Annotated in this window: 31 protein-coding genes; 24 read left to right on the top strand and 7 right to left on the bottom strand. The window is 53.9% G+C overall.

Annotated features, from left to right (window positions below; translation table 11 throughout):
* Positions 1–244: 244 nt before the first annotated feature.
* The 5 genes from U8U68_RS12420 to U8U68_RS12400 form a co-directional block, all read right to left on the bottom strand.
* Positions 245–502 (bottom strand): Txe/YoeB family addiction module toxin, encoded by a 258-nt coding sequence (locus U8U68_RS12420; RefSeq protein ID WP_367575821.1) that lies wholly within the window; start codon positions 500–502, stop codon positions 245–247.
* Positions 502–729, bottom strand: coding sequence for a hypothetical protein (locus U8U68_RS12415; RefSeq protein ID WP_322201255.1), 228 nt, complete (start codon positions 727–729; stop codon positions 502–504). Before U8U68_RS12415 ends, U8U68_RS12420 begins: the two co-directional genes overlap by 1 nt.
* Before the next feature lie 90 nt (positions 730–819).
* Positions 820–1293 carry a hypothetical protein gene (locus U8U68_RS12410; RefSeq protein ID WP_322201253.1) on the bottom strand — a complete coding sequence of 158 codons (474 nt, stop codon included), beginning with the start codon at positions 1291–1293 and terminating at the stop codon, positions 820–822.
* 15 nt (positions 1294–1308) lie between these two features.
* Positions 1309–1788: a hypothetical protein gene (locus U8U68_RS12405; protein WP_322201251.1), complete on the bottom strand. Its 480-nt coding sequence runs from the start codon at positions 1786–1788 to the stop codon at positions 1309–1311.
* A 316-nt stretch (positions 1789–2104) separates the two neighbouring features.
* Positions 2105–2404, bottom strand: a complete 300-nt coding sequence (locus tag U8U68_RS12400) for a 23S rRNA methyltransferase (RefSeq protein ID WP_322201249.1) — start codon at positions 2402–2404, stop codon at positions 2105–2107.
* Positions 2405–2833: 429 nt separating this feature from the next.
* On the opposite strand from U8U68_RS12400, the gene U8U68_RS12395 reads away from it, so the two are divergent.
* From U8U68_RS12395 to U8U68_RS12365, 7 genes are all read left to right on the top strand, one after another.
* A complete protein-coding gene (locus U8U68_RS12395; RefSeq protein WP_322201247.1) occupies positions 2834–3163 on the top strand; it encodes a type II toxin-antitoxin system RelE/ParE family toxin in 330 nt (109 codons plus the stop codon).
* 3 nt (positions 3164–3166) lie between these two features.
* Complete coding sequence (locus U8U68_RS12390; RefSeq protein WP_322201245.1) at positions 3167–3484, top strand: helix-turn-helix domain-containing protein; 318 nt, start codon at positions 3167–3169, stop codon at positions 3482–3484.
* A gap of 88 nt (positions 3485–3572) precedes the next feature.
* On the top strand, positions 3573–4724 hold the full coding sequence (locus tag U8U68_RS12385) for a hypothetical protein (RefSeq protein WP_322201243.1): 1152 nt from the start codon (positions 3573–3575) through the stop codon (positions 4722–4724).
* Positions 4621–5250, top strand: a complete 630-nt coding sequence (locus U8U68_RS12380; RefSeq protein WP_322201241.1) for a hypothetical protein — start codon at positions 4621–4623, stop codon at positions 5248–5250. The genes U8U68_RS12385 and U8U68_RS12380 overlap by 104 nt, the downstream gene beginning before the upstream one ends.
* Positions 5251–5311: 61 nt before the next feature.
* A complete protein-coding gene (locus tag U8U68_RS12375; protein WP_322201239.1) occupies positions 5312–5653 on the top strand; it encodes a nucleotidyltransferase domain-containing protein in 342 nt (113 codons plus the stop codon).
* Positions 5646–5807 carry a hypothetical protein gene (locus tag U8U68_RS12370; protein ID WP_322201237.1) on the top strand — a complete coding sequence of 54 codons (162 nt, stop codon included), beginning with the start codon at positions 5646–5648 and terminating at the stop codon, positions 5805–5807. Before U8U68_RS12375 ends, U8U68_RS12370 begins: the two co-directional genes overlap by 8 nt.
* Positions 5795–6064 carry a hypothetical protein gene (locus U8U68_RS12365; RefSeq protein ID WP_322201235.1) on the top strand — a complete coding sequence of 90 codons (270 nt, stop codon included), beginning with the start codon at positions 5795–5797 and terminating at the stop codon, positions 6062–6064. Before U8U68_RS12370 ends, U8U68_RS12365 begins: the two co-directional genes overlap by 13 nt.
* 130 nt (positions 6065–6194) lie before the next feature.
* Here the strand turns inward: U8U68_RS12365 and U8U68_RS12360 are convergent, their stop codons facing one another.
* On the bottom strand, positions 6195–6416 hold the full coding sequence (locus U8U68_RS12360) for a hypothetical protein (RefSeq protein WP_322201233.1): 222 nt from the start codon (positions 6414–6416) through the stop codon (positions 6195–6197).
* Positions 6409–6681 carry a hypothetical protein gene (locus U8U68_RS12355; protein ID WP_322201231.1) on the bottom strand — a complete coding sequence of 91 codons (273 nt, stop codon included), beginning with the start codon at positions 6679–6681 and terminating at the stop codon, positions 6409–6411. The genes U8U68_RS12360 and U8U68_RS12355 overlap by 8 nt, the downstream gene beginning before the upstream one ends.
* 481 nt (positions 6682–7162) lie before the next feature.
* Here U8U68_RS12355 and U8U68_RS12350 point away from each other — a divergent pair, with 481 nt between their 5' ends.
* The 17 genes from U8U68_RS12350 to U8U68_RS12275 all read left to right on the top strand — a co-directional run bounded on the left by U8U68_RS12350 (position 7163) and on the right by U8U68_RS12275 (position 26285).
* Positions 7163–7522, top strand: a complete 360-nt coding sequence (locus U8U68_RS12350) for a hypothetical protein (RefSeq protein ID WP_322201229.1) — start codon at positions 7163–7165, stop codon at positions 7520–7522.
* Positions 7523–7539: 17 nt separating this feature from the next.
* A complete protein-coding gene (locus U8U68_RS12345; protein WP_322201227.1) occupies positions 7540–10581 on the top strand; it encodes an NlpC/P60 family protein in 3042 nt (1013 codons plus the stop codon).
* A gap of 2 nt (positions 10582–10583) precedes the next feature.
* Positions 10584–11024, top strand: a complete 441-nt coding sequence (locus tag U8U68_RS22795; protein ID WP_496196380.1) for a hypothetical protein — start codon at positions 10584–10586, stop codon at positions 11022–11024.
* Positions 10978–11793 carry a TraC-like domain-containing protein gene (locus U8U68_RS12340; protein WP_496196381.1) on the top strand — a complete coding sequence of 272 codons (816 nt, stop codon included), beginning with the start codon at positions 10978–10980 and terminating at the stop codon, positions 11791–11793. The genes U8U68_RS22795 and U8U68_RS12340 overlap by 47 nt, the downstream gene beginning before the upstream one ends.
* A gap of 33 nt (positions 11794–11826) precedes the next feature.
* On the top strand, positions 11827–13332 hold the full coding sequence (locus U8U68_RS12335; protein ID WP_322201224.1) for a VirB4 family type IV secretion system protein: 1506 nt from the start codon (positions 11827–11829) through the stop codon (positions 13330–13332).
* A 258-nt stretch (positions 13333–13590) separates the two neighbouring features.
* Entirely contained in the window at positions 13591–14130 is a 540-nt protein-coding gene (locus U8U68_RS12330) for a DUF5697 family protein (RefSeq protein WP_322201222.1), read from the top strand.
* Positions 14114–14809, top strand: coding sequence for a DUF6100 family protein (locus U8U68_RS12325; protein WP_322201219.1), 696 nt, complete (start codon positions 14114–14116; stop codon positions 14807–14809). Before U8U68_RS12330 ends, U8U68_RS12325 begins: the two co-directional genes overlap by 17 nt.
* A 156-nt stretch (positions 14810–14965) precedes the next feature.
* Complete coding sequence (locus U8U68_RS12320; protein ID WP_322201217.1) at positions 14966–16117, top strand: hypothetical protein; 1152 nt, start codon at positions 14966–14968, stop codon at positions 16115–16117.
* On the top strand, positions 16110–17966 hold the full coding sequence (locus U8U68_RS12315; RefSeq protein ID WP_367575820.1) for a VirD4-like conjugal transfer protein, CD1115 family: 1857 nt from the start codon (positions 16110–16112) through the stop codon (positions 17964–17966). The genes U8U68_RS12320 and U8U68_RS12315 overlap by 8 nt, the downstream gene beginning before the upstream one ends.
* A gap of 85 nt (positions 17967–18051) precedes the next feature.
* Positions 18052–18357: a type II toxin-antitoxin system RelB/DinJ family antitoxin gene (locus U8U68_RS12310; RefSeq protein ID WP_322201212.1), complete on the top strand. Its 306-nt coding sequence runs from the start codon at positions 18052–18054 to the stop codon at positions 18355–18357.
* A 152-nt stretch (positions 18358–18509) separates the two neighbouring features.
* Complete coding sequence (locus tag U8U68_RS12305) at positions 18510–19148, top strand: hypothetical protein (RefSeq protein WP_322201210.1); 639 nt, start codon at positions 18510–18512, stop codon at positions 19146–19148.
* A gap of 119 nt (positions 19149–19267) precedes the next feature.
* Positions 19268–19678, top strand: a complete 411-nt coding sequence (locus U8U68_RS12300) for a hypothetical protein (protein WP_322201357.1) — start codon at positions 19268–19270, stop codon at positions 19676–19678.
* 27 nt (positions 19679–19705) lie between these two features.
* Complete coding sequence (locus U8U68_RS12295; RefSeq protein ID WP_322201208.1) at positions 19706–20107, top strand: hypothetical protein; 402 nt, start codon at positions 19706–19708, stop codon at positions 20105–20107.
* A 162-nt stretch (positions 20108–20269) separates the two neighbouring features.
* Positions 20270–23161, top strand: a complete 2892-nt coding sequence (locus tag U8U68_RS12290) for a SpaA isopeptide-forming pilin-related protein (RefSeq protein ID WP_322201206.1) — start codon at positions 20270–20272, stop codon at positions 23159–23161.
* 794 nt (positions 23162–23955) lie between these two features.
* The gene (locus U8U68_RS12285) at positions 23956–24357 is read left to right on the top strand and encodes a hypothetical protein (RefSeq protein WP_322201204.1); all 402 of its coding nucleotides are present in this window, start codon (positions 23956–23958) and stop codon (positions 24355–24357) included.
* A 101-nt stretch (positions 24358–24458) separates the two neighbouring features.
* Positions 24459–24800 carry an HNH endonuclease signature motif containing protein gene (locus U8U68_RS12280; RefSeq protein WP_322201202.1) on the top strand — a complete coding sequence of 114 codons (342 nt, stop codon included), beginning with the start codon at positions 24459–24461 and terminating at the stop codon, positions 24798–24800.
* A 96-nt stretch (positions 24801–24896) separates the two neighbouring features.
* A complete protein-coding gene (locus U8U68_RS12275) occupies positions 24897–26285 on the top strand; it encodes a VaFE repeat-containing surface-anchored protein (protein ID WP_322201200.1) in 1389 nt (462 codons plus the stop codon).
* The last annotated feature ends 71 nt before the right edge of the window (positions 26286–26356 follow it).

The following is a 26356-nucleotide window of genomic DNA, read 5'->3' as shown; positions in this document are numbered from 1 at the left end:
TCAAGTGTGTTTACTATAAGATTACAGCATAGCCGCTCCGGCATCGGGACGATGCGGCGGGCATAAAGAAAAGCGCCTGTCGCCAGACGCTCTTTCTATTCTTTATCTGTGTTTTATCCAAGCTTTTTGCAATATTTTAGGGGTTTGTATTTGAGCCTAACCACCCTAACATATAAAACAAGTTGCCACGAAAAAAGGCAGGCGGCCGGTCTGCTGAAACTGCCGCCTATTCTCTTACAGCCGCTCATAGTGCGACCATAAAGAAACTATCTTCACAATTCGCTTGTCTTCCAAAACTTCGATAAACAAGCCGGTGCTGTTGGTTGATTCTGCGGGAATACAAGCCCTGCAAATCCCCTACAAGCTTTTCGTAGTCTGGCAGGGTTTCATAGGGATTGTTGCGGATAACCTCAATCAGGCTTTTGGCTTTTTTATCCAAATGGGCTGCTTTCAACTTAGAGATATCTTTTACCGCCATTTTAGTGTAGACAATCTCGTACACTACCAGTGAACCTCGCTTTCCGGCACACAGTCCGAGAGTGGGGTGTCTTTGCCCATAGTAAGCTTTTCCGCCATCCCGGGAGTTGACAAAAGCCGCATGGTTTCTAAAGCGCCCGATTCCAGTTTATCCATCGTGCCTTTCACAGCTTGCAGCATCTCCAAAACACTCTGCAGCTGCCATTCCTCCATGCTGTTGATTACAGATATGCACTGTTCCCGATTGCTCATTTTGATACCTCCCTTTAGAGCCTGTCACAACTAATTCCGTTACCAATAGTATATTCCTTTTTCGCAGGATTTGCAAGGGCTTTGGCTGCATCAGGCCGCGGATTCTTCCAGGTCTCCGGCTTCTATATGCCAGGACTCGTCTGTTAAGTCTTTCAGCGTGCAGGCGGCACGGGGGAATCTATCCGGGTACTCGGCAGGCAGGATTTCCACGCCCAGGGCCAGCACCTTCCTGTAGACATGCTCGCAGCAGAAGAAGCCGCCCTGGCTGTCGTTTCTTAGGCGGGACATGAAGAAGCTGTTGTGGTCCACACCCGAGCGGCGGATGGCGAAAAGCTCTACAGCGTGATAGGGCTCTGTGATGTGCCGGGGTTCCAGCTGCTTCCGAACGGCGTCCCAGCTGATGAGGAAGTCGCTGGCGTACCGCTCGCAAAACCGGCCCACGTCCTGGATAAGTCGGGTGGAGATGCTGGACAGGTTGAGGTTGTCCAGGGTGCCGGATTCCGTGCAAAGCACGCGGCTGCACCGCTCAAAATTGCGGACAAGAATCTGCGGGATAGGCTGCATAGTTTCCTCCTTCCATCAGGCCAACAGGCCCTTGCCTGCTGGCTCCATGACGCGGTGGGGTATCTCCTTGACTTCCGTGTACTCGCCGGGGGCGTAGTGCTCCAGCATGAAAATGAAGCCCTCCCGCAGCCGGTCACAGGTGCGGTCAAAGTCCTGGACCAGTTCCACCCTGCGGCGAAGGCCGGACATGTCCCAGTCTGAAAAATCCTCGTACCTGTCGATGGACCGGCCGGGGTAGACAGAGTAGGCGCCCTCCTCGTTGGCCTGGCCTTCGTACAGTACCAGGTAACCGCTGCTGCGGCCATTGAAGCCAATGTGGTAGCCGGTACGCCGGTAGAAGTCCGAGACAGTACGGGCAAAGAATATGTCCCAATCGGGAGCCTCCACCTCGCCGCTAGCCACGTCATAGGCCAGGTCTTGCAGCTCGCTGGGGATATCCAGGTTCGGCACCTTGACGTCGTTGGCATAGGACGTGGAGCGGTTCCAGGAGTTCATGGTGTGGTATAGTTAACACAGTTCCAAGGAGGTGATACCTCTGAGGTATCACCTCCTTGGAACCTGGCGGTACGGGTGTGCCCGCGCCGCTCTGCTTGAAAATCGGCAATTACCGATTTTCAAGTGCGTTTACTATTGCGGTAGTGGCGGGCTAGGAAGCCGGTCATGGCCTCCCGGCTACGACGGTTGACTTTCTGGTAGAACATGCTGCTCATCTCCTTTCGCTGGCCGGGGCCAGCGTCATTTCCCGCCACCCTTGGCATCGGGAGATGCAAAAAAGCCACCCCGGCAGCAAGTCCAGGATGGCCTCTTTCCACTATTCCTTTTCTATCAACCCGAACCAAATGAACGCCTCGCGGATAGCCGCCTCTTTCTTTGCGGCCAGCTTTGGGGCAGGCTGCCCTTCGGCATCTCCATAGCCCTTATACTTCGTCTTGGCAAGGCCGCAGAGTTCCTTGGTCTGGGATATGGCAAGATTGCTGACATGGAGGCCATACCGCTCCTTGACCCATGCCTGGATGTCCTTATAGGTGGCGCGTTTTGTCTGTAAACGCGTTTCGCCCTCATAGCCGTCTATCTCGACTATAAGGGCGAACACGTTACGATACACCGCCAACCTGATTCTTGACGTGGTGTTCGTATACTTGACGTTTGGTGGAGATGGCGGGAATCGAACCGACCATATCACTATGTTAATGTGTCGGGAGATATTGCAAAATACCACATATTGTGTTTCGGTTGAACATTTTGTCCCATGAGTACCTTCTTGTACCATCCAAAAACCTCCCCGTAAGGGAAAAAATAAGGGAAAACTTTTAAGACCAACGCACAGCAGATACCTTTCCCTGCGGGAGAAAAACGGAAAGCAAATCGTTTCCTATAGCCTTTGTCTCTGGCCTGTAATCTGCAATAATATCGCGATTCTATTGAGATAATAGAGATAATCGAGATTTAGAGAGGCTTTTATTTGGCAGGCTGCCCAATTGATATTTTTGTTGCAAACTACGATTGAATAGTATATAATGACTACAAGAGGTGAAAACATGTGAGCAGATCGTTTGTTATGACTCAAGGATTTGAACAATCCTGGTCGCGTATGGGCCTTGGTGATGATGAACTGTTGATGCTCCAGAATTTGCTGATAGAGGACCCGGGAGCCGGTGATGTTATCCAAGGCACCGGCGGAGCCAGAAAAGTCAGAATACCTTTGGGCGGCCGGGGAAAATCCGGAGGCGGTCGAGTGATATATGTCGATGTGGTCATTAAGGAGAGGATATATCTCCTAATGGCTTATCCCAAAAATATCCAAACCGACCTGTCGCCCGAGCAGCAGAAAGCAGTACGAAAGCTGATAGAATCTATCAAGGAGGAATGAACATTGGAGAAGAAATATTTTGATGAACTGATCTCCAGCCTGGAGGACGCCGCCGCGTTCGCCAAAGGGGATTCTTCCCGGGCAAGGGCAGTTGAGGTCAAGGCATCCGAGCCGATCCATGCGTACCGCGCGGAGGATGTGGTCCGTACCCGGAAAGAACTCAATCTGACGCAAAGCGGGCTGGCGCTGGCGATAGGGGTATCAACGAGAACAGTAGAGGCATGGGAGGCGGGAAGGAATGAGCCTTCGGGAGCCGCAAATCGTCTGCTCTACCTGCTTGACAGCGACCATTCTTTGCTGGAGCGTCTTACTGTCAGATAGTCAGTCGTTTTGAGATATTTTCTGTTAAAGTGGGCGGTCTTTCGGTAGACCGCTCATTATTTTATGCTTTTTGAAAGGAGGTCCCACCATGAAATGCCTGCAAAAGTACAACTGGGTCAAGCTGCCCAGAAACATCCTGCCCACTGGCAAGGGCCTCATGGGCGCCTGGATGCGCCTCGCCAGCCGCGCGGCGTTCCGTAAGGGCGTGGCCTCCTATTGCGGCTACGAGAACGCTGTGGAGCCCGGGATGTGGGCTGGTGGTGTTGTGGGCCTAAAGCGTATTCTGGGCGTAAGGAGCCGCGCCAAGGCCCTGGAGACGCTGGATAAGCTATCCCAGCTCGGCTACCTGACTTATGAGCTGGGCAAAGAGACCAAGAAGCTGACCTACCAAATCACCGACTGGGTGGTGAAGTGTTCCGGCAAGGAGTGCATGAACGGTGCAGTATACACCACAGACGGCTTCGGCTTCCTCTGCCTGCCTCGGAACATCACGGAGCGATTAGTAGAACGGCATTACAAATTTGAAGAAACAGACGCCTGGCTCGACCTATGGTGTCATACAGTTTGGGAGGACCCGGATAACGGGTTCTCCTTTTTAGCGCCCACAATACAGTACGGCAAGTACGGCACTAATCTCACATTGGAAACCCTGGGACAGCGCTGGGGCTGGGAGAAAACGAAGGTATGGAGATTTCTAATGAAGCATGGGGATGCCTTTTCTCTATACCGTCTGCCCGGCTCATATGGCTGCCTCATTTTTAATAAATCGTACCCAACAGGTACGGAGGTTTCATTACCAACTCAGATGGAAGTTGTGCGCATTTTTGAGGAAATACGTTTTCTCGGTACGAATACGCACAAAGGGAACGTGGGGCAGTCGCGCTTTGGGAAGCTGGTGGCCTGGTTCAGCAGGAAGTTGAGGTTCCCTGCCAGAGCCGTCCGCTCAAAAAATCGCGTTGCACTTTTGGCCCCTATAATACGCGCGTATATTTCTTCACACAAGAGTTGGAAGAATTGTAGTTATGACTGCAAGGAATGTTACTGTACTACTGATCCTACAGTTATGGAGAACCATGATAGCCATGGGTGTACTGCGCCCATTGACCTCTCAAAATCACCGAAGGAGTTTTTTGACTATGAAGGACACGAAAAAATTGACATACGAGCAGCAAGAGGCCCAAATTGCGGAGAAGTCCCAAGCTTTCATCAATCTTTTGACCCAGCGTGGGATTTTGGCTAATCCAAAGGTCACCGATGAGAAAATACGTGCCGCCCGACGGAAGAAAGACCGTGACAGCTACCACAATACCCTTCTGCTCCTGCAGAACTACCGCACGCTGGTCTGGGTGATGGAGTGTTTCCCCGAGACCGTTGCAGAGGAACTGGACAGGCCATTTTCGGGTGTGGACGAGTTGCTGGAGCAGATGGACCTCCAGCTTGCCATGGGCAACCGCAAGTTGGAGAACCAGTTGGAAGGGGCAAAGAAGTCCAGGCTGCTGTTGGACAGAGTCAACGACGCTCTGACCGTCCTGAAGCACAAACCCGGCAACGGCAAAAAGCTGTACCGGCTTATCTATCTGACCTACATAGCGCCGGAGCAGCTTAGCCACACGGAGCTGCTCTACCGGCTGGATATGTCCTCTCGGCACTACTACCGCCTTCGTCAGCAGGCCATTACCATTCTTTCAATTCGGCTTTGGTCTGTACCTTCAGCAGAGGTTGACTTGTGGCTGGATATGCTGGAATTTCTGGAAGAACTGGATTAAATCTTGCAAATATGGCTGGTCTGGGTTATAATATAGCCAGATAGCCAAGGAGGTGGGCGGTATGTGCAGCTTGCAGGAAGTAAACCAAATCGTGGAAGAACTGATGGACGGAGTGTCCGTTATATTCGCAAAGGGACAGATGGAAACGATCCTGTTTGGCTCATATGCCCGCGGTGATGCGGAGAAGGGCTCGGACATTGACGTGCTTTTCCTGGTTGACTCCTCCCGAGAGATAATTATGGAGCGGAACTGGAGGCTTGGAGAACTGGCGGCAGAGCTTCTGATGAAGTATGGCGTGCTGGTTTCACCTATCGTTGAGAACCGGGAATACTTCTATTCCAATGCGGAGGTGCTGCCATTTTTCCGAAATGTAGACCGGGAGGGGGTGCGCGTCAGTGCCTGAAATAACAGCTTTGGAGCTTGCACGGTACCGTCTGCAAAAGGCGGGAGAAATGCTGGAATCCGCTAAGCGCGACATGGCGGCGGAGGATTATGCCTCGGCGAACAATCGGGGTACTACTGCATCTTCCATTCGATGCGGGCTGTGCTGGCCCTAAACGGGCAGGACTACAAAAAGCATTCCGCAGTCATTTCGCAATTCACACTGCTATACCTCAAGCCGGAGCTCTTGCCGCGAAAGTTCAGCAGTCTTATCACCAATGCTTCGCTGATCTGCAACCGCAGCGATTATGAGGACTTTTATATCTGCTCTGTGGCGGATACGGAAGCACTTGCCGCGGGCGCGGAGGAGTTTTTAGCGGAAGTCCAGTCCTATATTCAGAAAGAATTTGGAGATAAAAACGAGCGGCTTTAGGGCCAAAACCAGAAATGGCGCATATTCGCGCCTACAAGAGCTGGCCTGTAGGCTAACTCTTCCGGAAACATGCCGCCACAAAAATATATTATCCAGCAGTACCTTTGTTCAAGGTGGCTGCCGGATTTGTTTATGTACGGACACGCTGCAAATAGAACTCACTTTCCGCAACACGGGTGACAAACTCATACTCTAAGCGATTCGCCCGGGAGGGAACAATGTTATACCGCTTGCAGACAGATCGGAAATATACGAGATAATCCCGGTCATTGTCTGTCAGGGGCGCTACCCAGCCGTTTTCGCTGGCATGGGCCTCCAACTCCACTATTTCTCTCTTTTCCTGTTCAGTCATGCGTATCAGCCTCCTCGCAAAATTCCGCAATTAACCGCTGGGCGGCGTCCTCCCAAATAATAAGCCGGAAAGGGTCGTAATGGCCCAGCGGCATCGCCCCAAATTGCTGAATATAGTATTCCCGCAATCGGGTAGTTTTGGCTTTGAAGAAAACCACTCCGCCAAAGCCAGCCTCTTGCGAAACTGCAGCGGCGTAGACAAAAAGCGCCCTTGCAATACCGTGATATCGTTTCTTTTCACCGGTTTGCGCCAAATCGTCAGGCACGGCGGAGCTCACTTCAACTGGTATTTTGGAGGAAAAAGCTGAGTTCCAGATGTATAACCGCAAGCGCTCACCCCTTTATTGTAATTTACCACATTTCTGCCTGATATGCAAGGGCAGTGTGTTAGCGGAAAGCGCCGTCTACGATCACAACAAAAAGGCTTTCGAGAATGAACTGTTCAGCCGTGTGAGGGAGCGTATTCATGGACGGGAAACAGTATAAGCTTAGAGTTTCTCCCGCTCTTTAGTACGGAGAATCTTGTACAGCAGGCGTGATTTTTCGGAGCTGATTTGAGCTAAATCCGGTCAAAATCGGAAATGGCACAAAAATGGCGCAAAATTGGCCCACTTATGCTGTAGACACGCAAATGAAAATGTGCTAAGATTGTATCGTACCAAATTGGGGGTAGCGGTAAAGGCTATTTCAAGCAACAGCTTGGAATGGCCTTTTTTGCTGCCTTAAAAATTTTTCAAGGAGGCCAAAATGACAAAACCAAAGAAAAAGGGCCAGAGGCTTGCAACCGCCTACTGGTCGCTGGTAGGAGCAGGCTCTGCCCTGCTGCTCTCCCTGCAGCCGGTGTTCGCAGACACCATCTGGACCCGCTTCTCCACCATCATGAAGGACGTGTACGGTCAGCTCGTCACCATCAGCACCATCGTAGCAGTCACAGCGGCGGCTATCGCCCTGCTGGTGCGGATGATCTCCCGCAATCAGCGCTCCGTAGACGAGGCCACAAGCTGGCTCAAGAGAATCGTCATTACATGGATCATACTAAACTCGCTGGGATTCATCGTGACGTACTTGCAGCCGCTTATCGCCGGAGGCAACTACACAGGCCCGTAAGAGAGGAGTGACCGAAAATGCTCGACTGGATCTTCGAGGGCATTGTCAAGTGGGTCGCCGGGGTAGCTTCGGAGCTCATGGACACGGTGTCCGGGTTGTTCTTGAACGCTTTGGGCACAGACATGACGGCTATGGAAGAATACTTTCCCTTTGTGACAAAAGCGTTCACGGTCATGCAGTATTGCTCCTGGGCCATCCTGTTCCTTATCACGGTCTGGCAGCTTTTTAGAGTGTTCGGCGGACCAATCACGGAAGCAGAAAACCCTCTGACCCTCATAGCCCGGAACGGCTTGTTTGCAGTCCTTATCGCCTACGCCAAGCCCATCTTCCTAATCACGCTGGACATCGCGCGAGCACCCTACACGGCGCTACTGGAAATCAGCATGGCCGGCGAAGATTTCACTTTTGCCGGGGTAGAGGAGACCTTGAGTAACGGCATCGCCAACTTTGTGGCCATCACTTCGGTGATTGGAACTCTGCTTATCCTCATCCTGCTGATTGCCCTGGGCTGGAACTACTTCAAGCTCCTGCTGGAGACCGTAGAGCGGTATGTTGTGGTAGGCGTGCTCTGCTACACCTCGCCGCTGGCGTTCTCCATGGGAGCGTCCAAGGCCACCTCGGCGGTTTTCAAAAGCTGGTGCAGGATGGTGGGCTCCCAGCTCCTGCTGCTTACCATGAACGTCTGGTTCCTCCGAGGGTTCAGCACCTCAGTTGGACAGTTCATCGGTAACGGCGGTGCGCTGAGTAACGGCAATGGCAGCATTTTCCTCTGGCTTTTCTGTGCGCTGGCCTTCCTCAAGACCGCCCAGCGGTTTGACAGCTATCTCGCTAGTTTGGGATTGAACGTGGCTCAGACCGGTTCCAGCATGGGCATGGAGATGCTCATGGCAGCAAAGGTTTTGAGCGGCGCTGCCAGTGGGGCAAAAAGTGCTGGCAAGGCGTTCCACTCTCCCGGTTCAGGCGGCTGGTCTGCGGCGAGTTCGGTTGGCACACCTGGCAGCAGCTTCGCAACCGGCTTTGCCAGCAAGTTCAAGGGTAATAGCTATGTACGCGACGCGGTGGTCGCTGGCGGCACTCCTCTGGAAGCAGGCGGCGGGATGGGCTTTGTAGGCCGAGCTTTCGGTGGCATGGCTGCCCGAAACGGCGCTACGCTTACGGGCGAATCCATCAGTTCGGTGGCCAGCCGTCAACCCAGCGTTTCCGGGTCTATTGGTGGTGAAATTGCTGACCGCTCTCTGGGTAACTACATACCGCAAATGAGCGGTTACCAGTTGCAGGGTACGTCAATCACTGGCGGGCAGATCAGCACCACGGCAGTCGGCGCGGACGGAAAGTCCGCCGAGGTCGCGATGTTCAGCACGGCCCAGTACGAGGCTCCCAGTGGGCCACATTCGGTGGTGACCGCTTCGGATAGCAGTCAGTGGTATCAGCTGGCCGCTGGTGCCGGGGCAGGAGCGTTCTTTGACGCGCCCACATTCTCCGGCAGCGCCAGCGAGAACGCCCAGGTTGCGGCGGCCTTCCCCGGCGCGGATGAGGGCACCATGCTCCGCACGGTGGGAGAGGGCGTTATGGAGGCAAGCACGCCGGAGGGTAACAGCCTTTGGTATAACTCGGCCTATTACGACGAGCCGGACGCTCCCCACTCCATCGTGCAGTCCGCAAACGGCGTGGATTGGTACGCTATGCAGCAGAACGCTCAGGCCCCGGAGTTCGAGACCGGCGAGCCAGCTCTGGCCTACAATCAGGCCCAGTTCCAGGCGTTCATGCCAGGTTTCGAGCAGAAGGTCGCCAATGTGGACGGCTCTACCCGGCAGGACGGACATTTTGAGGTACGGCATGAGAATGGCTCGGGGACGATGTTCTTTGACACCACCCGCTACGCCGCGCCCCGTGGTGACTACAAGGTGTATGAGGACGTCAAGGGCGGTCAGTGGTACGCTATCCCCGGCGAGGGCACGGTTCAGCAAGAGGTGCAGGCTACTCCGGCGCCTTCCCCATCACCTGGGGCCACGCCTGCTCCCACTACCGTCACCGTCAAATATGTGAAATGCACCATCCACCAGTTCGACACATCGGTGATTGCCACGGCTTTCGGGCTGGATTTGGACGCACCCTACGGCGAGTTCGGCATTACCTACCGGCAGGCCATTGAGAACATGGCCAACGCGCTGAAGCGTACCATGTACGGCTCAGTGGTGGCTGGTTCGTCGGTTCCACTGACCGATGAGGAGCTTATCGCTTTTGTCAATGCTCAGCACTGTTCAGATATGCGCAAGCACATCTTGACTACCGCGCTCTCCCTGGTGGGCAAAGTTCCCTACTTCTGGGGCGGCAAATCTGAAGCCGGCTGGAACGACGATTGGAACACCCCCAAGCTGGTCTGGGCGGCGGGCGACCACACAAGCGGTATGATTCAGCCCTACGGCCTGGACTGCTCCGGGTTCACCGATTGGGTCTACAAGACTGCGCTGGGCATGGGGACGCTGGGAATGCAGTGGGAGAGCTCCCACGCGGTTTCTGCCGCTGACCTTCAGCCCGGTGACTTAGGTTTTCTGGGTGGCCGCTACGACTGGTCGCATGTGCTCATGTTTGCGGGCTATGGTGAGAGCGGGCAGAGGATGTGGGTACACTCCTCAGGCGGCGAGGGCGTCATACTGAATACTCCTAGCTATGAGGCGGGATTAAACCTTCGCCGGATAGATGGTGTTGATTTTGACGCTCCAGCGCCCGGAGGAGGGTCAGAAACAGGAACGCCCATCTCCACCCTGGAGGTGGACGTGACCCACTACTGTGCCTGCACTCTTTGTTGTGGCGAGAACGCCGCCGGTATCACCGCCAGCGGCAAGCGGGTCAGTCAGGGAATGGTCGCAATGTCGAGCCATTATCCATTTGGCACGCAGATCAAGATAAACGGCGTGATGTACACGGTGGAAGATAGAGGCGGTTCGGGTATTGAGAACGATATTCATAGAGTTGACATCTACGTTCTCGACCACAACGAGGCCCTACGTCTGGGCCGTTTCACCACCACAGCACAAATTTACAGATTAGGACGATGAAAATGGACGAAAAACCTTACAATAACGTGTTCGCTATCCCGGCGAACTACACTGATTCCGGCAAGATTCTCGGCGGTATGCTGGAACTGAGAAACACGGTCGAGGCTGGGTTCCTGCTGATTCTGGCGGGCTACCCGGAACTGATGTGGCTCCCGGTCACCGGCACCATAAAAATCGTCATCATGACCGTGACCCTGCTCCCCCTGGGAGTGCTTGCGGTCATGGGCATTGACGGCGATTCCCTGTTTCAATACCTGGGGCACGTCATAAAGTTTGCCGGGAGCAGAAGAAAAATTCACATGAAAAGGGTGGGTTATCATGACCCAAAGAAAGCGAGAAAAGCAAAGAAAGCTAACCGCGCAAGGGTTCCTGCCGGTAAGAAAAATCGAGCACGGCGTGATAGAAACCGTGGACGGGCGCTATCTGAAGATACTGGAGATTGAGCCCATCAACTTTATGCTCCGCTCAGACGAGGAGCAGTTCAATATTATCTCTACCTTCGCCAGTTGGCTGAAGATATCCCCCATGCGGCTGCAATTCAAGAGCATTACTCGCAAGGCAGATTCTGACCGCCATGTGGCTATGGTGCGTCGGGAGCTGGAAACAGAGGAAAACGACCAGTGCAAGTCCCTGGGTGAGGGCTACATCCGCCTCATAAAAGATGTTGGCAGCCGGGAGGCGTTGACCCGCCGGTTCTTCCTGATATTCCAGTATGAGGAGTTGCGCCGAGGTGATTCGGAGGATGTTGGGCGGGTATACAGTGCCCTGCAGACAGCCGAGCAGAACGCCCGAGCGTACTTTTTGCAGTGTGGTAACTCCATTATCCAGCCCGCTGACCCGGACGAGGCCACTGCCGAAATTCTGTATATGTTCTTCAACCGGCAATCCTGTGTGGACGAGCCTTTCAGCGCAAGGGTGAACCGGGTGGTGCTGGACACTATGGCGGCGCGGGGCAAGGTGATTGGTATTGACCCGGTGCCAAAAATCAATATAACCCACTTCCTGGCCCCGCGGGGCATTGACCTGACCCATTTCAACTATACCGTCATGGACGGTCTGTACTACGCCTTTCTATATATAAGGGGTAACGGTTATCCGGGCGCGGTTCGGGCGGGCTGGATGTCATCACTGATAAACGCCGGTGAGGGCATTGACGTGGACGTACATCTTCGCCGGGAAAATCGAAGCCGCACCATCGACAAGGTGGCTTAGCGCATACGCCTGAACCGCACTAAACTCAGGAGTATGCAGGACACCAGCACCGACTATGAGGAACTGACGAACTCCATCCAAGCCGGGTATTTCATCAAGCAGGGTATCGCCAACAACAATGAGGACTTGTTCTATATGTCCGTGTTCATCACGATTTCGGCCCGAACGTATGAGGAACTTGTCTGGCGCAAGCAGCAGATGGTTGATATGCTCAAGTCAATGGATATGCAAGTCAGTGATTGCCGCTTTCAGCAAGAACAGGCTCTCTGCTCGGTCATGCCGTTCCTCAAGCTGGACAGCTCTCTGGAGCGAAAGTCTCAGAGAAACGTCCTTACAAGCGGGGCGGCATCCACCTATATGTTTACCAGCTTCGAGATGTCAGACGATACCGGCGTGCTGCTGGGGGTCAATCGGCATAACAACTCGCTGTGCATCGTTGACCTGTTCGATACCCGCAAGAACAAAAACGCCAACCTGAATCTCCTGGGCACCAGCGGCGCGGGCAAGACCTTTACCCTCCAACTGTTGGCCCTCAGAATGAGGATGCGGGGTATCCAGTGCTATATCCTGGCCCCCATCAAGGGCCATGAGTTCCGGCGGGCCTGCAACCGTATCGGTGGGCAGTACATCAAGATCGCGCCTGGCTCGCCGCACTGTATCAACGTGATGGAGATACGCCACACCATTTCGCCGGAGATGGAGCTGATAGACGGCGACTCCGGCGAGGAAGACTCCATGCTGGCCCGGAAAATTCAGCAGCTTATGATTTTCTTTTCATTGCTCATTCCTGATATGAGCAATGAGGAGGAGCAGATGCTGGATGAAGCGCTTATCAAGACCTACGCCGACTTCGGCATTACTCACGATAACGACAGCCTCTATCTTGACAGCAAGGCTACTCCGCCCAAAATGAAGAAAATGCCCATCCTGGGCGACCTCCACAAGAATCTGCTGGAAAATCCTCTGACCAAAAGAGTGGCTATCATTGTCAGCCGGTTCGTGACCGGCTCGGCACAGAGCTTCAACCAGCAGACCAATGTGGATTTGAGCAACAAGTACATCGTACTCGACCTCTCGGAGCTCAAGGGCAAGCTGCTCCCCGTGGGTATGATGATAGCGCTTGATTACGTCTGGGACAACGTCAAGGCCAACCGCACCAAGAAAAAAACCATTATGATAGACGAGATATGGCAGCTGGTGGGCGCGTCCTCCAACAAGCAGGCCGCCGACTTCTGCCTGACCATCTTCAAGACCATCCGGGGCTTCGGCGGTGCGGCAATTTCCGCTACCCAAGACCTCTCGGACTTCTTTGGCCTGGAGGACGGCAAGTACGGGCGGGCTATCATCAACAACTCCAAGAACAAGATTATCTTGAATCTGGAGCCGGACGAGGCCCGGTACGTCCAGGAGGTGCTGAAGCTTACCAAGAACGTGACCCGTTCTATCACCCGGTTCGAGCGGGGGGGGAGGCGCTGGTCTATTCAAATAATAACAAGGTGCCGGTGGTTATCAAAGCCTCACGCGAGGAGCAGGAAATGATTACCACCGACCGGGCGGAACTGGAGGCGATATTGAGAGAAACAGCGGAATGCGCACAATTCCGGGAATGAGTAATGCGTAAAGCGTATTTCTGGTAAAATGCGTATTGGTGCTTGAAATACGTATAAAGCCCCCTATGTGGCCCATTTTCATGCTAAAACAGGCCATTTTGGGGGTGAAATCGTAAGGAAAACTACAAAAAACGCATTTCAGGGCAAATGAGTATTCGCCTGAAAATGCGCATATTACAAGGAGGTGATGCCCATGCTGCTTGCCGACGAGCAGTATGTGGTACAATGGCTGAGCCAATATGGAGCCCTGCCCCGGTCCCAAGTGACCCGGATGTTAAAGAAACCGCCGGGCACGGCTGAGAAAATCTTGAAGAACCTACACCGCCGGGGACAGATAGAAGATATCTCAGGCGGGTACTATGTTGGGCTTGACCCTATGAGCAAGCCAGACCAGCGGACAATTCTGGCGGTATGGATACTGCTGAAATTTTTTGACCAGGTAGGGCCACTGGACCACTATCCGGCGGTATATCCGTCACAATTATTCTTCCTCAAGGAGGATATTGGGTATGAAATCGTGGTGCTATATGAGGGCGAGCAGAGCCAATTACGGCTTTTGCAGCCACAGGAGGACCTAAAGTATATCATTGTCCTGCCCCACATTGCTATGGCAGAGGGGTTGAAACTTCCCAAAGCACCGTGCCTGTTCGCAACGGTGGAGTTCCAGGGGAGAGATGAACCAGAGGTAAAATTTTACACGGAGGTACACAATGAGCATATTTCTTGAGGTGCTTGGACAGGCCGAGTCCAAGTTGAAACAGATGGCCCAGCAGATGGATAATATCCGCTGGATGGCTGAAAATGGCCGGTACGATGCGGCTTTGGAGCACGCCTTGCGGCTGGAGTACAACTCGGAGCGGCTGACGCTGTTGACCCGGGCATTGCCGGGGTATACCGGGAACCCGCTTGCAAAGGCGCACGTTGAGAAAGCAATAAGGGAGGCTGTCCCGGTGGAGGTTGGGTATACAGCGGAGGGGTGGTTTTCCTTACGGTTGCCACTGCTGCTCCCGAGGAAAAATCAGCGTTCCGCCGACTATATTCGCGGGTATCTTTACCCTGCCATGCGGCGCTTCTTCCAGGACAAGCCGCCGGTGCATTACCCTGATTGTGTCCTGATTTTGCGACACGTCTACAGCAGGGACAAGCCAGAACGCCAGTGGCGGGACCACGACAACCTGGAGGTCAACATCGTCAGCGATATTGTGGCCCTCTACACCATGCCGGATGACAGCCCCGGGGTGTGCAATCATTTTTATTGCAGTGCTGCCGCTGAGAAGGAGCGCACGGAGGTCTATGTTGTTCCCAAGGCAGAATTCCAGAAATGGCTGGCTGTCGAGAAATCAATGCCCGAGGAGGGCCTGCCACTCTACGAAAATTGCGGAGATTTGCCCCGAAAAGATATGTAAAATAGGCCAATTTTCGGGGTTGTTAGATTTACACAACTCAACGACAACGTGAAAATGCTGATGTTTTCAGCTTTTTGTAAGCGAAAAAACTTGGAGATACCCGACCGAGAGAGTTCGGCCAACGTCGGGTTCTTCCAATATTCAAGAGGTGATTCAATGGTGCAGTTCAGGCCCGGCAGTCATATGTCAAAGCTGGTGGCTCTACTGTCTTTCGCGGGCGAGTTCCCGTTCCTGTCTTTGGGGCTGCTTGGGAGTGAGCGGGTCTATAAGGCTCTGGTCGTAAAATTGAGCGCTCCCGAGGTGTTTCGGAATACGCAAACAGGTGACGAGTTGTCCTGCCGGCTGTTCACTGTTACCGGGAGCGGAAAGGCAAAAACGGTTCGGCTCTACAAGCGGGCGTTACCTATCTTGGAGTGGGTGCATGAGGACGCTTACCGGTACTATATGGGATCTTTCTGGGAGCACCACTTCCCTGGTGACAGTCAGCATCTGGACAGGAACCACCGGGTGGCGGAGGCAGCGGCAGTCTGTATGCGGGCGGGAATGGAGCTTAGACCATACCTGCTGCCCAGGCTGCAAAATGATGCTATCCAGTCGGTTGTTCTCAAAACTCCCTCTCTGTATCTTTCTAAGGATATAAAGAGGATTTCCGGCCCGGAAACGGCAAAGACCACTTTCACCAGGATGATCGGCGCGACGTTCTACCCCGGCGGGTGCTATGGGGTCTATAATACCCGCGACACCGCCATGAAGTGGAACGGCATGGGCGAGGTCAAGACGGTATACTATCTCACAGAGCTTGCCCGCCTGAACGCCGGGGTGCAGACGGTGGACTCCGCGATCCTTTTCGGGGCCTCTGAGGGAATTGCCCTGCAATCATTCTCAGAGAAAAGTGCGGGGCAGCATAAAACCATGCGGTCGGACGCGGCATATCAGCATATCCACTTTGTTCCGCTGAATGAGATGGGAGTGCGGCAAATGCGTATTTTGACCGTACCCAACTGGAAAGAGCGTATACTTGACGCACTATTTCTTCCCGAGACCCGTTCTTATGGAATAGGCCGGTTCGAGTACGATGCCTGTGTGGACGGTGGATACATTTTCTCCCATCTGGACAGTGACCTCAACCGGCTCATTCGGTTCAAGGAGGCAATCGAACACATCCCCGGCCCCTTCGAGGTGCTTTGTTTTCCACATCAGGTGGAGTTCTTGCGAGAGTATCTGGAGGGTCGGGCAGTCATAAAAACGATAGAATTGGAGGCGATAGAGGAAGCGTTAGAAATTAAGGAGAGTGATACTTTTGAATAAGCGCCGGGTGGCCGTGATTATCAGCATTGTGCTGGCGGTCACGGCGCTGCTATATCTGGGAGAGGTGCTTGGGCAACTTTTTACGAACTATGAGGTTTGGCTGGCGCGGGACGGTATCGCTGGGCAGGTGCAGATGGAGCCGGTGGACTGGAATCCTGTGGTATGCTTTCCGGCAGCCTTTAGTTTGAACGGGCTGAAAGGCATGGGCCTGATTCTTGCTTTGACAGGTGGCCTTGCGATTTTTTTCAAGCTGCAAGGCCGGTTTGCTGGAAAAGACTTTGACCCTCGCGGGTTCAAGACCAGCTCCACCGGGGCCTACGGCACGGCAGGCTGGATGAGTGAGAAGGAGATGCAGTCGGTTCTGGAAATCAATTCCATCAACAAAGCCAAGGGTACGATTCTTGGTGAGCACCGTGGCAGGGCGGTCTGTATGCCCGAGGACACCCGGCTCAATCGGCACGTCGCGGTGTTTGGCGCGTCCGGCACCATGAAGTCCCGGGCAGTCATACGCAACGCGTTGTTCCAGGCTATTAGGCGAGGGGAGTCGGTGGTAATAACTGATCCAAAGTCAGAATTGTATGACGATACCTCGGAATTGTACCGCAAGCATGGGTATGAGGTCAAGGTGTTCAATCTGGTAGACCCCGCCCACGGCGACTCTTGGAACTGCATGGCTGACTTAGGCGGCGATACCCTCATGGCCCAGGTGCTGACGAACGTCATCATCGGAAATACCAGTTCCGGCGAAACGGATCATTTCTGGGACAACGGAGAGGCTTATCTGCTGAAAGCGCTTATCCTTTATATAGACCAGGATAGTACGCTTGGTGCTGAATCCAAGAACCTGGCCACTGTTTACCAGACCCTCACCCAGAACAGCGAGCGCCAGCTCACCGCTATGTTCAGTAAGCTCCCTCTGAGCCACCCGGCCCGGGCGCCTTTCAACCTGTTCTCTCAGTCCAGTGACGCGGTGCGTTCTGGAATCGTGCTTGGGCTGGGCACCCGGCTGCAGGTGCTGCAGAACCAGTCGGTGCGGAACATTATCACTCGCTCGGACATCAACCTGACCGCGCCTGGGCAGCGAAAGTGTGCATATTACATTATATTGAGCGACCAAGACGCTACTATGGCGTTCCTGTCCTCGCTGTTTTTCTCATTCCTGTTTATAAGGTTGACCCGATTCGCGGACAGCCAGCCGGGTGGGAAATGTGTCGTGCCGGTGAATCTAATCTTAGACGAGTTCAACAATATCGGCAGAATCGGCGGCGCGGCGGACGGTTCGGATTTTGCCAGGTCTCTCTCGGTGATTCGTTCCCGGGACATCCGAGTGATGCTGGCGGTGCAGAGCCTGGGGCAGCTACAGAACCGGTACCCCAACAATCTATGGTCGGAGATAATCGGCAATGCTGACATCCAGCTCATGCTGGGGTGTACGGACGACATGACCGCGCAGTATTTCTCCTCCCGGAGCGGGGACATGAGCATCCGGGTGGACTCCACATCCACCACCCGGCAAACTATGGCAGTGACCCAGTTCATACCACAGTATAGGCAGACCGAAGGGCAAGGATGGAGGAAACTGTTGACCCCGGATGAAGTGCTGAGGCTGCCAAACGAGGAGCTGCTGTGTATCATTCGGGGCTGCAATGTTCTCAGACTCAAGAAGCTGGACTACACCAAGCACTCTATGGCGGGCGAGCTGGAGAGGACTTCTATTTTGAATTATTGGGCAGAGCGGCAACTTACTCCAAAGCCTGCTCAATCACCACCAGAACGGGATGAGCCGAAGTCGGCACGAAAGTCAACGTCCAGCCTGTACAGCTCTGCAAAGCCGCCGGCAGATTTCTAATTCACAAAAACATATTGCTTTTGTGCGGACAATAGGATATAATATAAGAAAAGCCAATCGGTGCCACAGGAAAGGAGCGTTTTTCATGGCAAAAACAGCAAATCTCTATGCCCGCATTGAGCCGGAGGTAAAGGAACAGGCCGAGAGCATTTTGACCGCGCTTGGCATCCCTGTTTCTAATGCCATCAATATGTTTTACAAGCAGATCATCTTGCAGCGAGGTATTCCCTTTGAAATAAAGCTGCCACAGGCAAAGATTGTGGACATGAGTAGGCTGACCCCACAGGAGCTTGACGCGGAATTGGAGAAGGGGTACCAGGATGTTCTTGAGGGCAGAACCAAACCGGCTGGCAAGGTCTTTGAGGAAATCCGAAAAGATTGCACTAAATGACACATTATAGAATAGCATTAGAAACCAATCCGCACCTCTTTGTGAGGTGCTTTTTCCATGCAAAAAAGGAGGAATTATTATAACTATAACCGATATTTACGAAAACGAAATCCCCCAGACCGAAACGGAAATGACCCCAGACCGGTCCTGAAATGGGTGTGCATAATCCGCTCAGCGCTGAAGAGGGCCCCATCGAGCATGGTGAACCCCCGTTTCTCCAGACCAGCTCAGAATTGGCAGAAGGAAGCGAAATCGCTCCGGACGATGAAGGCGCTGCTCCCCAGACCGACTCTGAAACCACCCTGAAGGCGGGCCGACAGCGGAAGACGACCTCAATTTCAACCCAGTCTGGTACAGAGGCACCTGCACCCGGCGACGGCGTCGTGATCAGGCGGAGGAGAGTGCGCCAGCGCTCTGCTGCCAGACCGGTTTCTGTCCTGAGCATCGACACGGGCCGCACCGTGGAAACCGAGGCGGACAAAGCACGCAACGACCTGCTGGACTTGGTGGAATCCCAGAAAACGGGGCGCATCCTGACCGGTACCCTGCAGGGCGTGGAGCGCGCGGTGAACTCCAAGACCGGTTCCATGGCAGTCATTTACCACGGCGCGTTTAAGGTCATCATTCCCGCTGAGGAGGCAGTCACATTGCCGGAGGACACCCGTGGGCGTTCCCCGGACGAACTCTACCATTATATGCTCACAAAACGCCTGGGTGCGGAAGTGGATTACGTTGTCAAGGGCTCGACCAGCAGTCCAATCTTGCCGTTGGCAGTCGGCTGGACGCTATGACGGCCAAGCGCAAAGAGTATTACTTCGGCACGGACCGGGACGGCAACCATCGTATCTACTCCGGCATATGCGCCGAGGCCGGCATCGTCTCCGTCATCTGAGCAGGTGTTTTCGTTGACCTGTTCGGCCTGGAGACCTATATTCCCCTCCGTGAACTGAGCTACCAGCGCTGGATGGACGCAGGGTTGTACTTCCAGGCGGGCCAGCGGGTGCTGGTGAAGGTGCTGGAGGTGGAGCGCAGCGGTCGGGATAGCGTTAAAGTGACCGCTTCGGTCAAGCAGGCAGGGGAGAATCCCTATGAGAAAGCGCTGAGGATGTACTCGGTGGACAGCTGCTATGTGGGCACGGTCAGCATGGTGGATGTGAACGGCGTGTTCGTGGCTCTTGACGGCGGCATCGACTGTCTGTGTAGCTATCCCAAGAGGGGCAGGCCGCCCCGAGGGGCGCGGGTCACCGTGCGCATTCTTGGTATCAACCACGAGAGCAATCGGATTTGGGGAGCCATTACCCACATCGCGGCGGCGAGATAGGGGGCGGCGCGTATAGGGACTATATCAGTGAAAGAGCAGGCCCGCCGTGCTGAGCTTGCGTCCAATGCCCGTGCAATGCTTCGAGAGGCGCTGCCCATAGAGTATGAAGACGGAATGAGCCTGTCCGTCAATCTGAGCGGGTGGTATCTGCAAATCTCTTTCTCCCCGCTCCATCCGCTCATGGTAATCTGCCTAGCCCGGGCCATCCCGATACCGGCCTCCGTGGCCCAGTTCCTCGATACTAACGACATGAACCTGCACAGCATCCTGGGCTGCCACACTATCAACAGCGACACCCACTGCTACGCCTACCGTGCCACTCAATGGCTGGACACCGAGCTGACCCGGGAGCGATTCATAGAGATGCTGAACCGCTGTATGGGCGAAGCTGAGCGTGGCTATGAAAAAATTTTGAAAAAACAGTTGTAAATTCCGACAAGCACTGGTGGAGTGTTTTTGAGTGCGCTCCTCTTGGGCTGGGGTGGAGTTCCGACTCAAGACGGACTCCGGCATGTACCCCGGCACGATCCCTGTTGGGGACGACGGCGTTCTCCGGCTGGAGATCGGCGGCAGCTCCTGCTATCAGCTGAGTTGTATTGGCTCAGCCGTACCCGCCCCCACGCCGGAGTCGGAACCGGAACCGCTCCCCTCTCCAGCACCATCGGAGAAGCCGAGTTTCACTCCTGCACCGACTCTTGCGGCGGAGGAGAGTGCTCCGCCACAGGCTACCATACCTGGATGGACCTCACCACCGGCAACCAGGAGACCATCGGAACAATTCTCGCGTTGGGATTCCAGTGGAACGCGTCCGGCCCATACGCCGCCCGGAGTGACGATAGCGATAAATGGCTCGTGACCCAGGTGCTCATCTGGGAGACTGTTGCCGGGAATGCTTTTGTCCAGGCAAATGGGCTGATCGGCATAAAGGCTGGCGTGGACGATGATATGCAGATGATTTCAGCCAGCGCTCACAATCCCACGAAATTCATGCAATATTACCGGGACCTCAAGAAACGGCTCAACGATTACTTCAAGGTTCCCAGCTTTGCCAGCAAGGAGGCAGCGAAGGCAGAGACCATCACCCTTCGCTGGGACGGCAGTAAGTATAGCGCCACTGTTACGGATTCTCAGGGCGTTCTGGCCAACTACAATTTCAGGAACGCAATTCCCGGTGTTCAGGCTGTGGCGAACGGAAATAAGCTGACGCTATCCTCTACGGAGCCGATTTTGACCGTCAAAACTTCTTCGGCGGTGGAGAGCAGTGCGTCTACAGCAGGAGGCAAAGGCGCGGTAGCGGTCTGGCGCACCAGCGACAGGAATTTCCAGGATTTTGCCACATACAACGCGGACGGCGGCGATCCCGTTCGATGCTATATTAAGGTCAAGACCGATGCGGTGGGCAGCGCCGGGTTAAAGAAGACCTCCGAGGACGGCAAAGTTTCTGGCATCCAGTTCCAGATTACCGGCAGTGATGGTAGCAGCACTACCAAGACTACAGATGCGAGCGGAAATATCGACATTGAAGGCCTACCTATTTACGCTGCTGACGGCAGTAAGATTACCTACACTGCTACAGAGATCAATGTTCCCAATAAGTACGTCAAGCCGGATTCTCAGACCTTTACCCTGACCGAGGGCCAGACCGCCTCCATCCATTTTGAGAATAAGCTGAAGCGCTGGCGGGTCACGGTCACCAAAGCCGACAACAAGACCGGCTCCACACCCCAGGGCAACGGCTCCCTTAAGGGCGCGACCTTTGGGGTATACCAGGGCGGTACGCTGGTCAAGGAGTATACAACGGACGAAAACGGCCAGTTTACCACCGACTACTATCCCTACGGCGAAGACTGGACCCTCCGGGAAATCTCCGCCAGCCCCGGCTATCAGGTGAGCACCGTTTCCACTAAACTCTGCGAGATTCCCACCGGCTCCAACGATGAGTTCAATGACAACACCGCCACTGCCAGCAACGAGGTGATCCGGGGCGGTGTTTCTGTTGAGAAGCGGGACAGCAAGACCGGCAAGAAGCCCCAGGGTGATGCTGACTTCTCCGGTATCCAGTTTGAGATCGTCAACAAGTCCAGGAATCCCGTGGAGGTAAACGGCAAGAAAGCCGCTCCCGGCGAGGTTGCCATGACCATCACCACCAACGCCCAGGGCGTAGCCACCACCGGCCCCAATGTGCTGCCTTATGGTGATTATCTCATCCGGGAGAGCAAGACAAACGCCTCCATGCTCAAGACTTTCACGGAAGAAATCCCTGTCACCGTTTCCGAGAATGGGAAAATGTACACCTTCACGGCTGAGAATGATGTGGTGCGGGGCGGCATTGCCGTGGAAAAGCGTGACAGCCAGACCGGGGAACGGCCCCAGGGCAACGCGGACTTTTCCGGTATCACCTTCGAGATCGTCAACAGCAGCCGGAACCCGGTAGAAGTGGATGGCACCACCTACGCCCCCGGTCAAGTAGTCGCTACCCTCATTACGGACGAGAGCGGCTATGCCAGCACCGAGGATGAAACCCTCCCCTACGGCACCTATACCTTGCGGGAGACTGCTACCAACGCCTCCATGCTCCACACCTTTACGGAGCAGACCGTGACGGTTACTGAGTACAAAAAGACGTATGTTGTAACCGCCAACAACAATGTGGTGCGCGGCGGTTTGTCCGTGGAGAAACGGGACACCATCACCGGCAGCACGCCCCAGGGTGACGCGGACTTTTCCGGCATTACCTTTGAAATCATCAACGACAGCCGGAATCCGGTCATTGTCAACGATAAGAGCATAGCTCCCGGCGAGGTAGCTTTGACTCTTACCACCGACAGCGAGGGTAAGGCCAGCACCGCCCCGGACGCTCTGCCCTACGGCTCCTATATCCTCCACGAAAGCGCCACCAATGAATCCATGCTGAACACCGCCCCCGACCAGCAGGTGGAAGTCACGGAAAACCTCAAGGTCTATCCGTTCTTCATGGACAACGAGGTGGTTCGCGGCGGCGTTCTCATCGAGAAACGCGACTTGGAATCCCTGCTGCTGACCCCCCTGGGCATGGCCAGTCTGGACGGTACACTGTTTGAGATTACCAACAAGAGCCGGAATGCCGTGTATGTAAACGGCGCTCTGTACCAGCCGGATGAGGTGTGCCTTACCATCGAGGTCAAGGATGGCGTGGCGCAGTCCGATGTGCGCGCCCTGCCCTACGGCACCTATACTCTTGCGGAGAGCAAGCCCGGCAAAGGCTATCTGTGGACCGACAAGAAGGTCCGGGATTTCACAGTCCGGAAGGATGGTGAAATCACCGAGTTCCGGGAGGGGGACGCGGCCTATAATCAGGTGATCCGGGGCGAGCTGAAGTTTGTCAAGGTGTGCGAGGACACCATGCATCGCTTTGCGAACGTGGCCTTTAAGCTGACCTCTCAGACTACTGGTGAGAGCCATATCCTTGTCACGGACGAAAATGGCGGTGCGACACGTTCCTAACTGAAAAGGTTAGGCGTGGAGCCAAGAAAGAGAAGATTGAAAGGAGCTTCATAAGATGGTCTCATAGAACTAATCGTCCGACAGGTGGAATGAAGGGGTAACGCCCGGAAACGCCTGCTCTGATACTCCGAATGGCATGGATGCTTTCAGGGGCAGAAGTGTTATGAGCTCGGTGAAGTCGGCTGAGAGCGCGCCCTAAGGCCGCGGCAACGCGGTACAGGAACAGCGAACCAGAGGTGGTCGAGTGCGTGATAGGCCGGGAGTCCAAGAGTTGACCGGAGGTCAACTCTCAGTATCTATGGTTAGAATCCATTATGTTACAGCATGGTGGAGGCGTATTCTCGATTGTACGGGTCTAAATCCGGAATTGGTCGAAAGGCCAATCTCACCTGAGAGTGAGGTCTGTGGGGATGAGTAAAACTCGCCCGTTATGAAAGCCCCTGCACCGTTACAGGCGGTGGCAAGCAGACAGGCTTATAGAGAAGACCTAAGGGTACTGGATAGTAAAACTATTACGGATAGGATGATTGGAACGTGGTAAGCCAGCAACGCGGAGGGCCTGAACCCGATGAAACGGCGGCAGGGAAAGTCATTGATATAACCTGCCCTTGTGCTGGTGAATGTGGTGGCATAGTACCGATGAAGTGGGGATAAAAGACCCATGGAGGGATAGCCACTAGTCAGATATTACAGTAAATCGATGTTACAGTTCTGATGATGAAATATCATTCTGCATAAGGTTCGAGTATGACTAAGAGAGGCAAAAACTTCAAGAGATTGGAGTGTGCCGACTTATGGCAGCCAATAAGCCAAAGAAAAGACAGTTATTAAGAAACAACGAGTATTATGATACCCAAGCGATTTTTGATGATTTGTACAAATGCAGTCAGTGCGAAGACGTTTTCACACACTTGATGGAGCTGATTGTCAGCGAACAAAATATCATGCTGGCATACCGCTCTATCAAGAAAAATAAGGGCAGTAAGACTAATGGGGTAAATTCGACTACCATTATAGAGGTAGGAGAAAAACAGCCCAAAGAATTGATTGCCTATGTCCGCCAAAGACTGCAAAACTTCCACCCCCAGTCAGTACGCCGGGTAGAGATTCCCAAGCCTGATGGACGTATGCGCCCATTGGGTATTCCTACCATGGAAATGTGGCTGGTATCGCGCTGTTCCCTGTTGCAAGGATAACGACGCAGCCGCCTATGTGCTTTTCTCAAGAAATAAGCAATTATGCAGAAATCGGAAGGGCTAAAATTCATGAGCTGCAAAAGGCAGTGAGTCCATACATCTTGCAGCAGATAATGGAGAATCCCATCCAAGGGCAGAGTGCGGAATTGAACGATAACCGTATCTCGTTGTACGTTTCCCAGCGTGGGAAGTGTGCAATTTCAAAGGAGCCGCTAAGGTTGGGAGATATGGAGGTACACCACCAAATTCCTAAAGCCAGTAAAAGGTTGGATAATTATTCTAACCTCGCGTTGGTAACAGGGGATGTACATAAGCTCATTCACGCTACTGAATCCAACACCATACAGAAATACCTGGACAAGCTGAAAGACGTGAAACTGAACTTTGCCAAGCTGAACAAATTTCGCTCATTGGTTGGCAACTGTAAAATCGAATATAGGTAATGTTTGATGGGGCGCCGTGTGACGGGAAACTGTCGCGCACGGTGCTAAGCGGGGGAAAATCTGGAGATTACTTCAAAGGATTACCTATCGCAAAAAGTGCGCACAGAAACCAAATGGAACGCCCACACTCTGAACACCAACGGCAATGATGATAAGCCTGAAAGCGAGTGGACTGACGAGGCAGGTACTTGGTTCGGCAAGACCACCGAGGACTGGATGGTGGAAACCCAGGATGGGCTTTGCGCGCTGCCATATGATTATTATCTCTCCAAGAGTTACGGTGTGAGGGCAATAAGGGCTATGCACACCGGCCTGACCCCCGGTAAGACCTATAAGCTCTCTGGTATCCTCATGGACAAGGCCACTGGTGAAAAACTGCTGGTGGATAGCAAAGAAGTTACAGCAGAAAAAGAGTTCACTCCGGAAGAGGCCAGTGGTACGGAAGAAATTACATTCACCTTCGATGCCTCTGCTCTGGCCGGAAAATCTGTGGTAGTCTTTGAAACCTTGTACCATGATGGCAAGGAAGTCGCCGCCCACACAGACATCAACGACAAAGACCAGACCATAGAGTTCGAGGAGCCGGACAAGCCCCATATCAAGACCAAAGCCACCGTAGACGGAGAAAAAGAGGCTGACCCGCTGGAGAAAATCACCCTGACCGACACTGTGACCTACTCCAACCTGACACCGGGCAAGGCCTACACCGTCAAGGGTGTGCTGATGGATAAATCTACAGGTAAAAAGCTCCTGATTGACGGCAAAGAAATCACCGCTGAGACCGAGTTCACACCTGATAAGACCGACGGCACGGTTGACCTCTCCTTTACCTTCAACGCCAGCGGCCTCGCGGGCAAGTCAGTCGTGGCCTTCGAGACCCTATATCATGAGGACATCGAGGTTGCTGTTCACGCTGACATTGACGATGATGACCAGACGGTAGTCATCCGTCAGCCCAAGCTGAAGACCACCGCAACCATTGACGGCAAGAAAGAAACTACGGTTGCCAAAGAACTGGTGCTGGAGGACAAGGTCACCTACACCGGCCTGACTCCCGGCAAGGAGTACACCGTGAAAGGCGTGCTCATGGACAAGTCTACGGGCAAAAAGTTCCTGGTGGATGGCAAGGAAATAACCGCTGAGGCCACCTTTACTCCCGAGAAATCCGAGGGCGAGGTCACCGTAACCTTCAAGTTCGATGGCAGCAAAATCACCGCCAAGACCGACATTGTGGTGTTCGAGACCCTGTACCGTGACGGCAAAGTGTTTGCCGCCCATGTGGACATCAACGACGAAGGCCAGACCGTCACCCTGACCCCGGAGAAGCCTAAAACTCCAGATGTTCCCAAGACTGGCGACGACCGCAATATTACCCTGCCGCTGATTCTGCTGGGCGCGTCTTTAGCCGGACTGGCCACGCTGTTCCTGTTCTGGTTTAGAACCTGTTTAGTATCTAGCCAACCATCCGGTCCAGTGATAAAATAGAGGGGATGAGGGGGGAAGACAGGTGAGGAAAAGCTATCCAAGTGACATCAGTCGGAAACAATTTGAAGAAA

The sequence above is a fragment of the Acutalibacter intestini genome, assembly GCF_034334985.1.
Classification (GTDB): Bacteria; Bacillota; Clostridia; order Oscillospirales; family Acutalibacteraceae; genus Acutalibacter; species Acutalibacter intestini.
This window is presented reverse-complemented; position numbering and strand designations above follow the sequence as displayed.

Bases quoted from the DNA above. Each gene is read 5' to 3' on its own strand.
- U8U68_RS12335 (WP_322201224.1), top strand. From the start codon at position 11,827: ATGCAGGACACCAGCACCGACTATGAGGAACTGACGAACTCCATCCAA.
- U8U68_RS12385 (WP_322201243.1), top strand. From the start codon at position 3,573: ATGAAATGCCTGCAAAAGTACAACTGGGTCAAGCTGCCCAGAAACATC.
- U8U68_RS12320 (WP_322201217.1), top strand. From the start codon at position 14,966: ATGGTGCAGTTCAGGCCCGGCAGTCATATGTCAAAGCTGGTGGCTCTA.
- U8U68_RS12345 (WP_322201227.1), top strand. From the start codon at position 7,540: ATGCTCGACTGGATCTTCGAGGGCATTGTCAAGTGGGTCGCCGGGGTA.
- U8U68_RS12375 (WP_322201239.1), top strand. From the start codon at position 5,312: ATGTGCAGCTTGCAGGAAGTAAACCAAATCGTGGAAGAACTGATGGAC.
- U8U68_RS22795 (WP_496196380.1), top strand. From the start codon at position 10,584: ATGGACGAAAAACCTTACAATAACGTGTTCGCTATCCCGGCGAACTAC.
- U8U68_RS12325 (WP_322201219.1), top strand. From the start codon at position 14,114: ATGAGCATATTTCTTGAGGTGCTTGGACAGGCCGAGTCCAAGTTGAAA.
- U8U68_RS12405 (WP_322201251.1), bottom strand. From the start codon at position 1,788: ATGAACTCCTGGAACCGCTCCACGTCCTATGCCAACGACGTCAAGGTG.
- U8U68_RS12350 (WP_322201229.1), top strand. From the start codon at position 7,163: ATGACAAAACCAAAGAAAAAGGGCCAGAGGCTTGCAACCGCCTACTGG.
- U8U68_RS12415 (WP_322201255.1), bottom strand. From the start codon at position 729: ATGAGCAATCGGGAACAGTGCATATCTGTAATCAACAGCATGGAGGAA.
- U8U68_RS12380 (WP_322201241.1), top strand. From the start codon at position 4,621: ATGAAGGACACGAAAAAATTGACATACGAGCAGCAAGAGGCCCAAATT.
- U8U68_RS12410 (WP_322201253.1), bottom strand. From the start codon at position 1,293: ATGCAGCCTATCCCGCAGATTCTTGTCCGCAATTTTGAGCGGTGCAGC.
- U8U68_RS12285 (WP_322201204.1), top strand. From the start codon at position 23,956: ATGGCAGCCAATAAGCCAAAGAAAAGACAGTTATTAAGAAACAACGAG.
- U8U68_RS12360 (WP_322201233.1), bottom strand. From the start codon at position 6,416: ATGACTGAACAGGAAAAGAGAGAAATAGTGGAGTTGGAGGCCCATGCC.
- U8U68_RS12330 (WP_322201222.1), top strand. From the start codon at position 13,591: ATGCCCATGCTGCTTGCCGACGAGCAGTATGTGGTACAATGGCTGAGC.
- U8U68_RS12305 (WP_322201210.1), top strand. From the start codon at position 18,510: ATGGGTGTGCATAATCCGCTCAGCGCTGAAGAGGGCCCCATCGAGCAT.
- U8U68_RS12310 (WP_322201212.1), top strand. From the start codon at position 18,052: ATGGCAAAAACAGCAAATCTCTATGCCCGCATTGAGCCGGAGGTAAAG.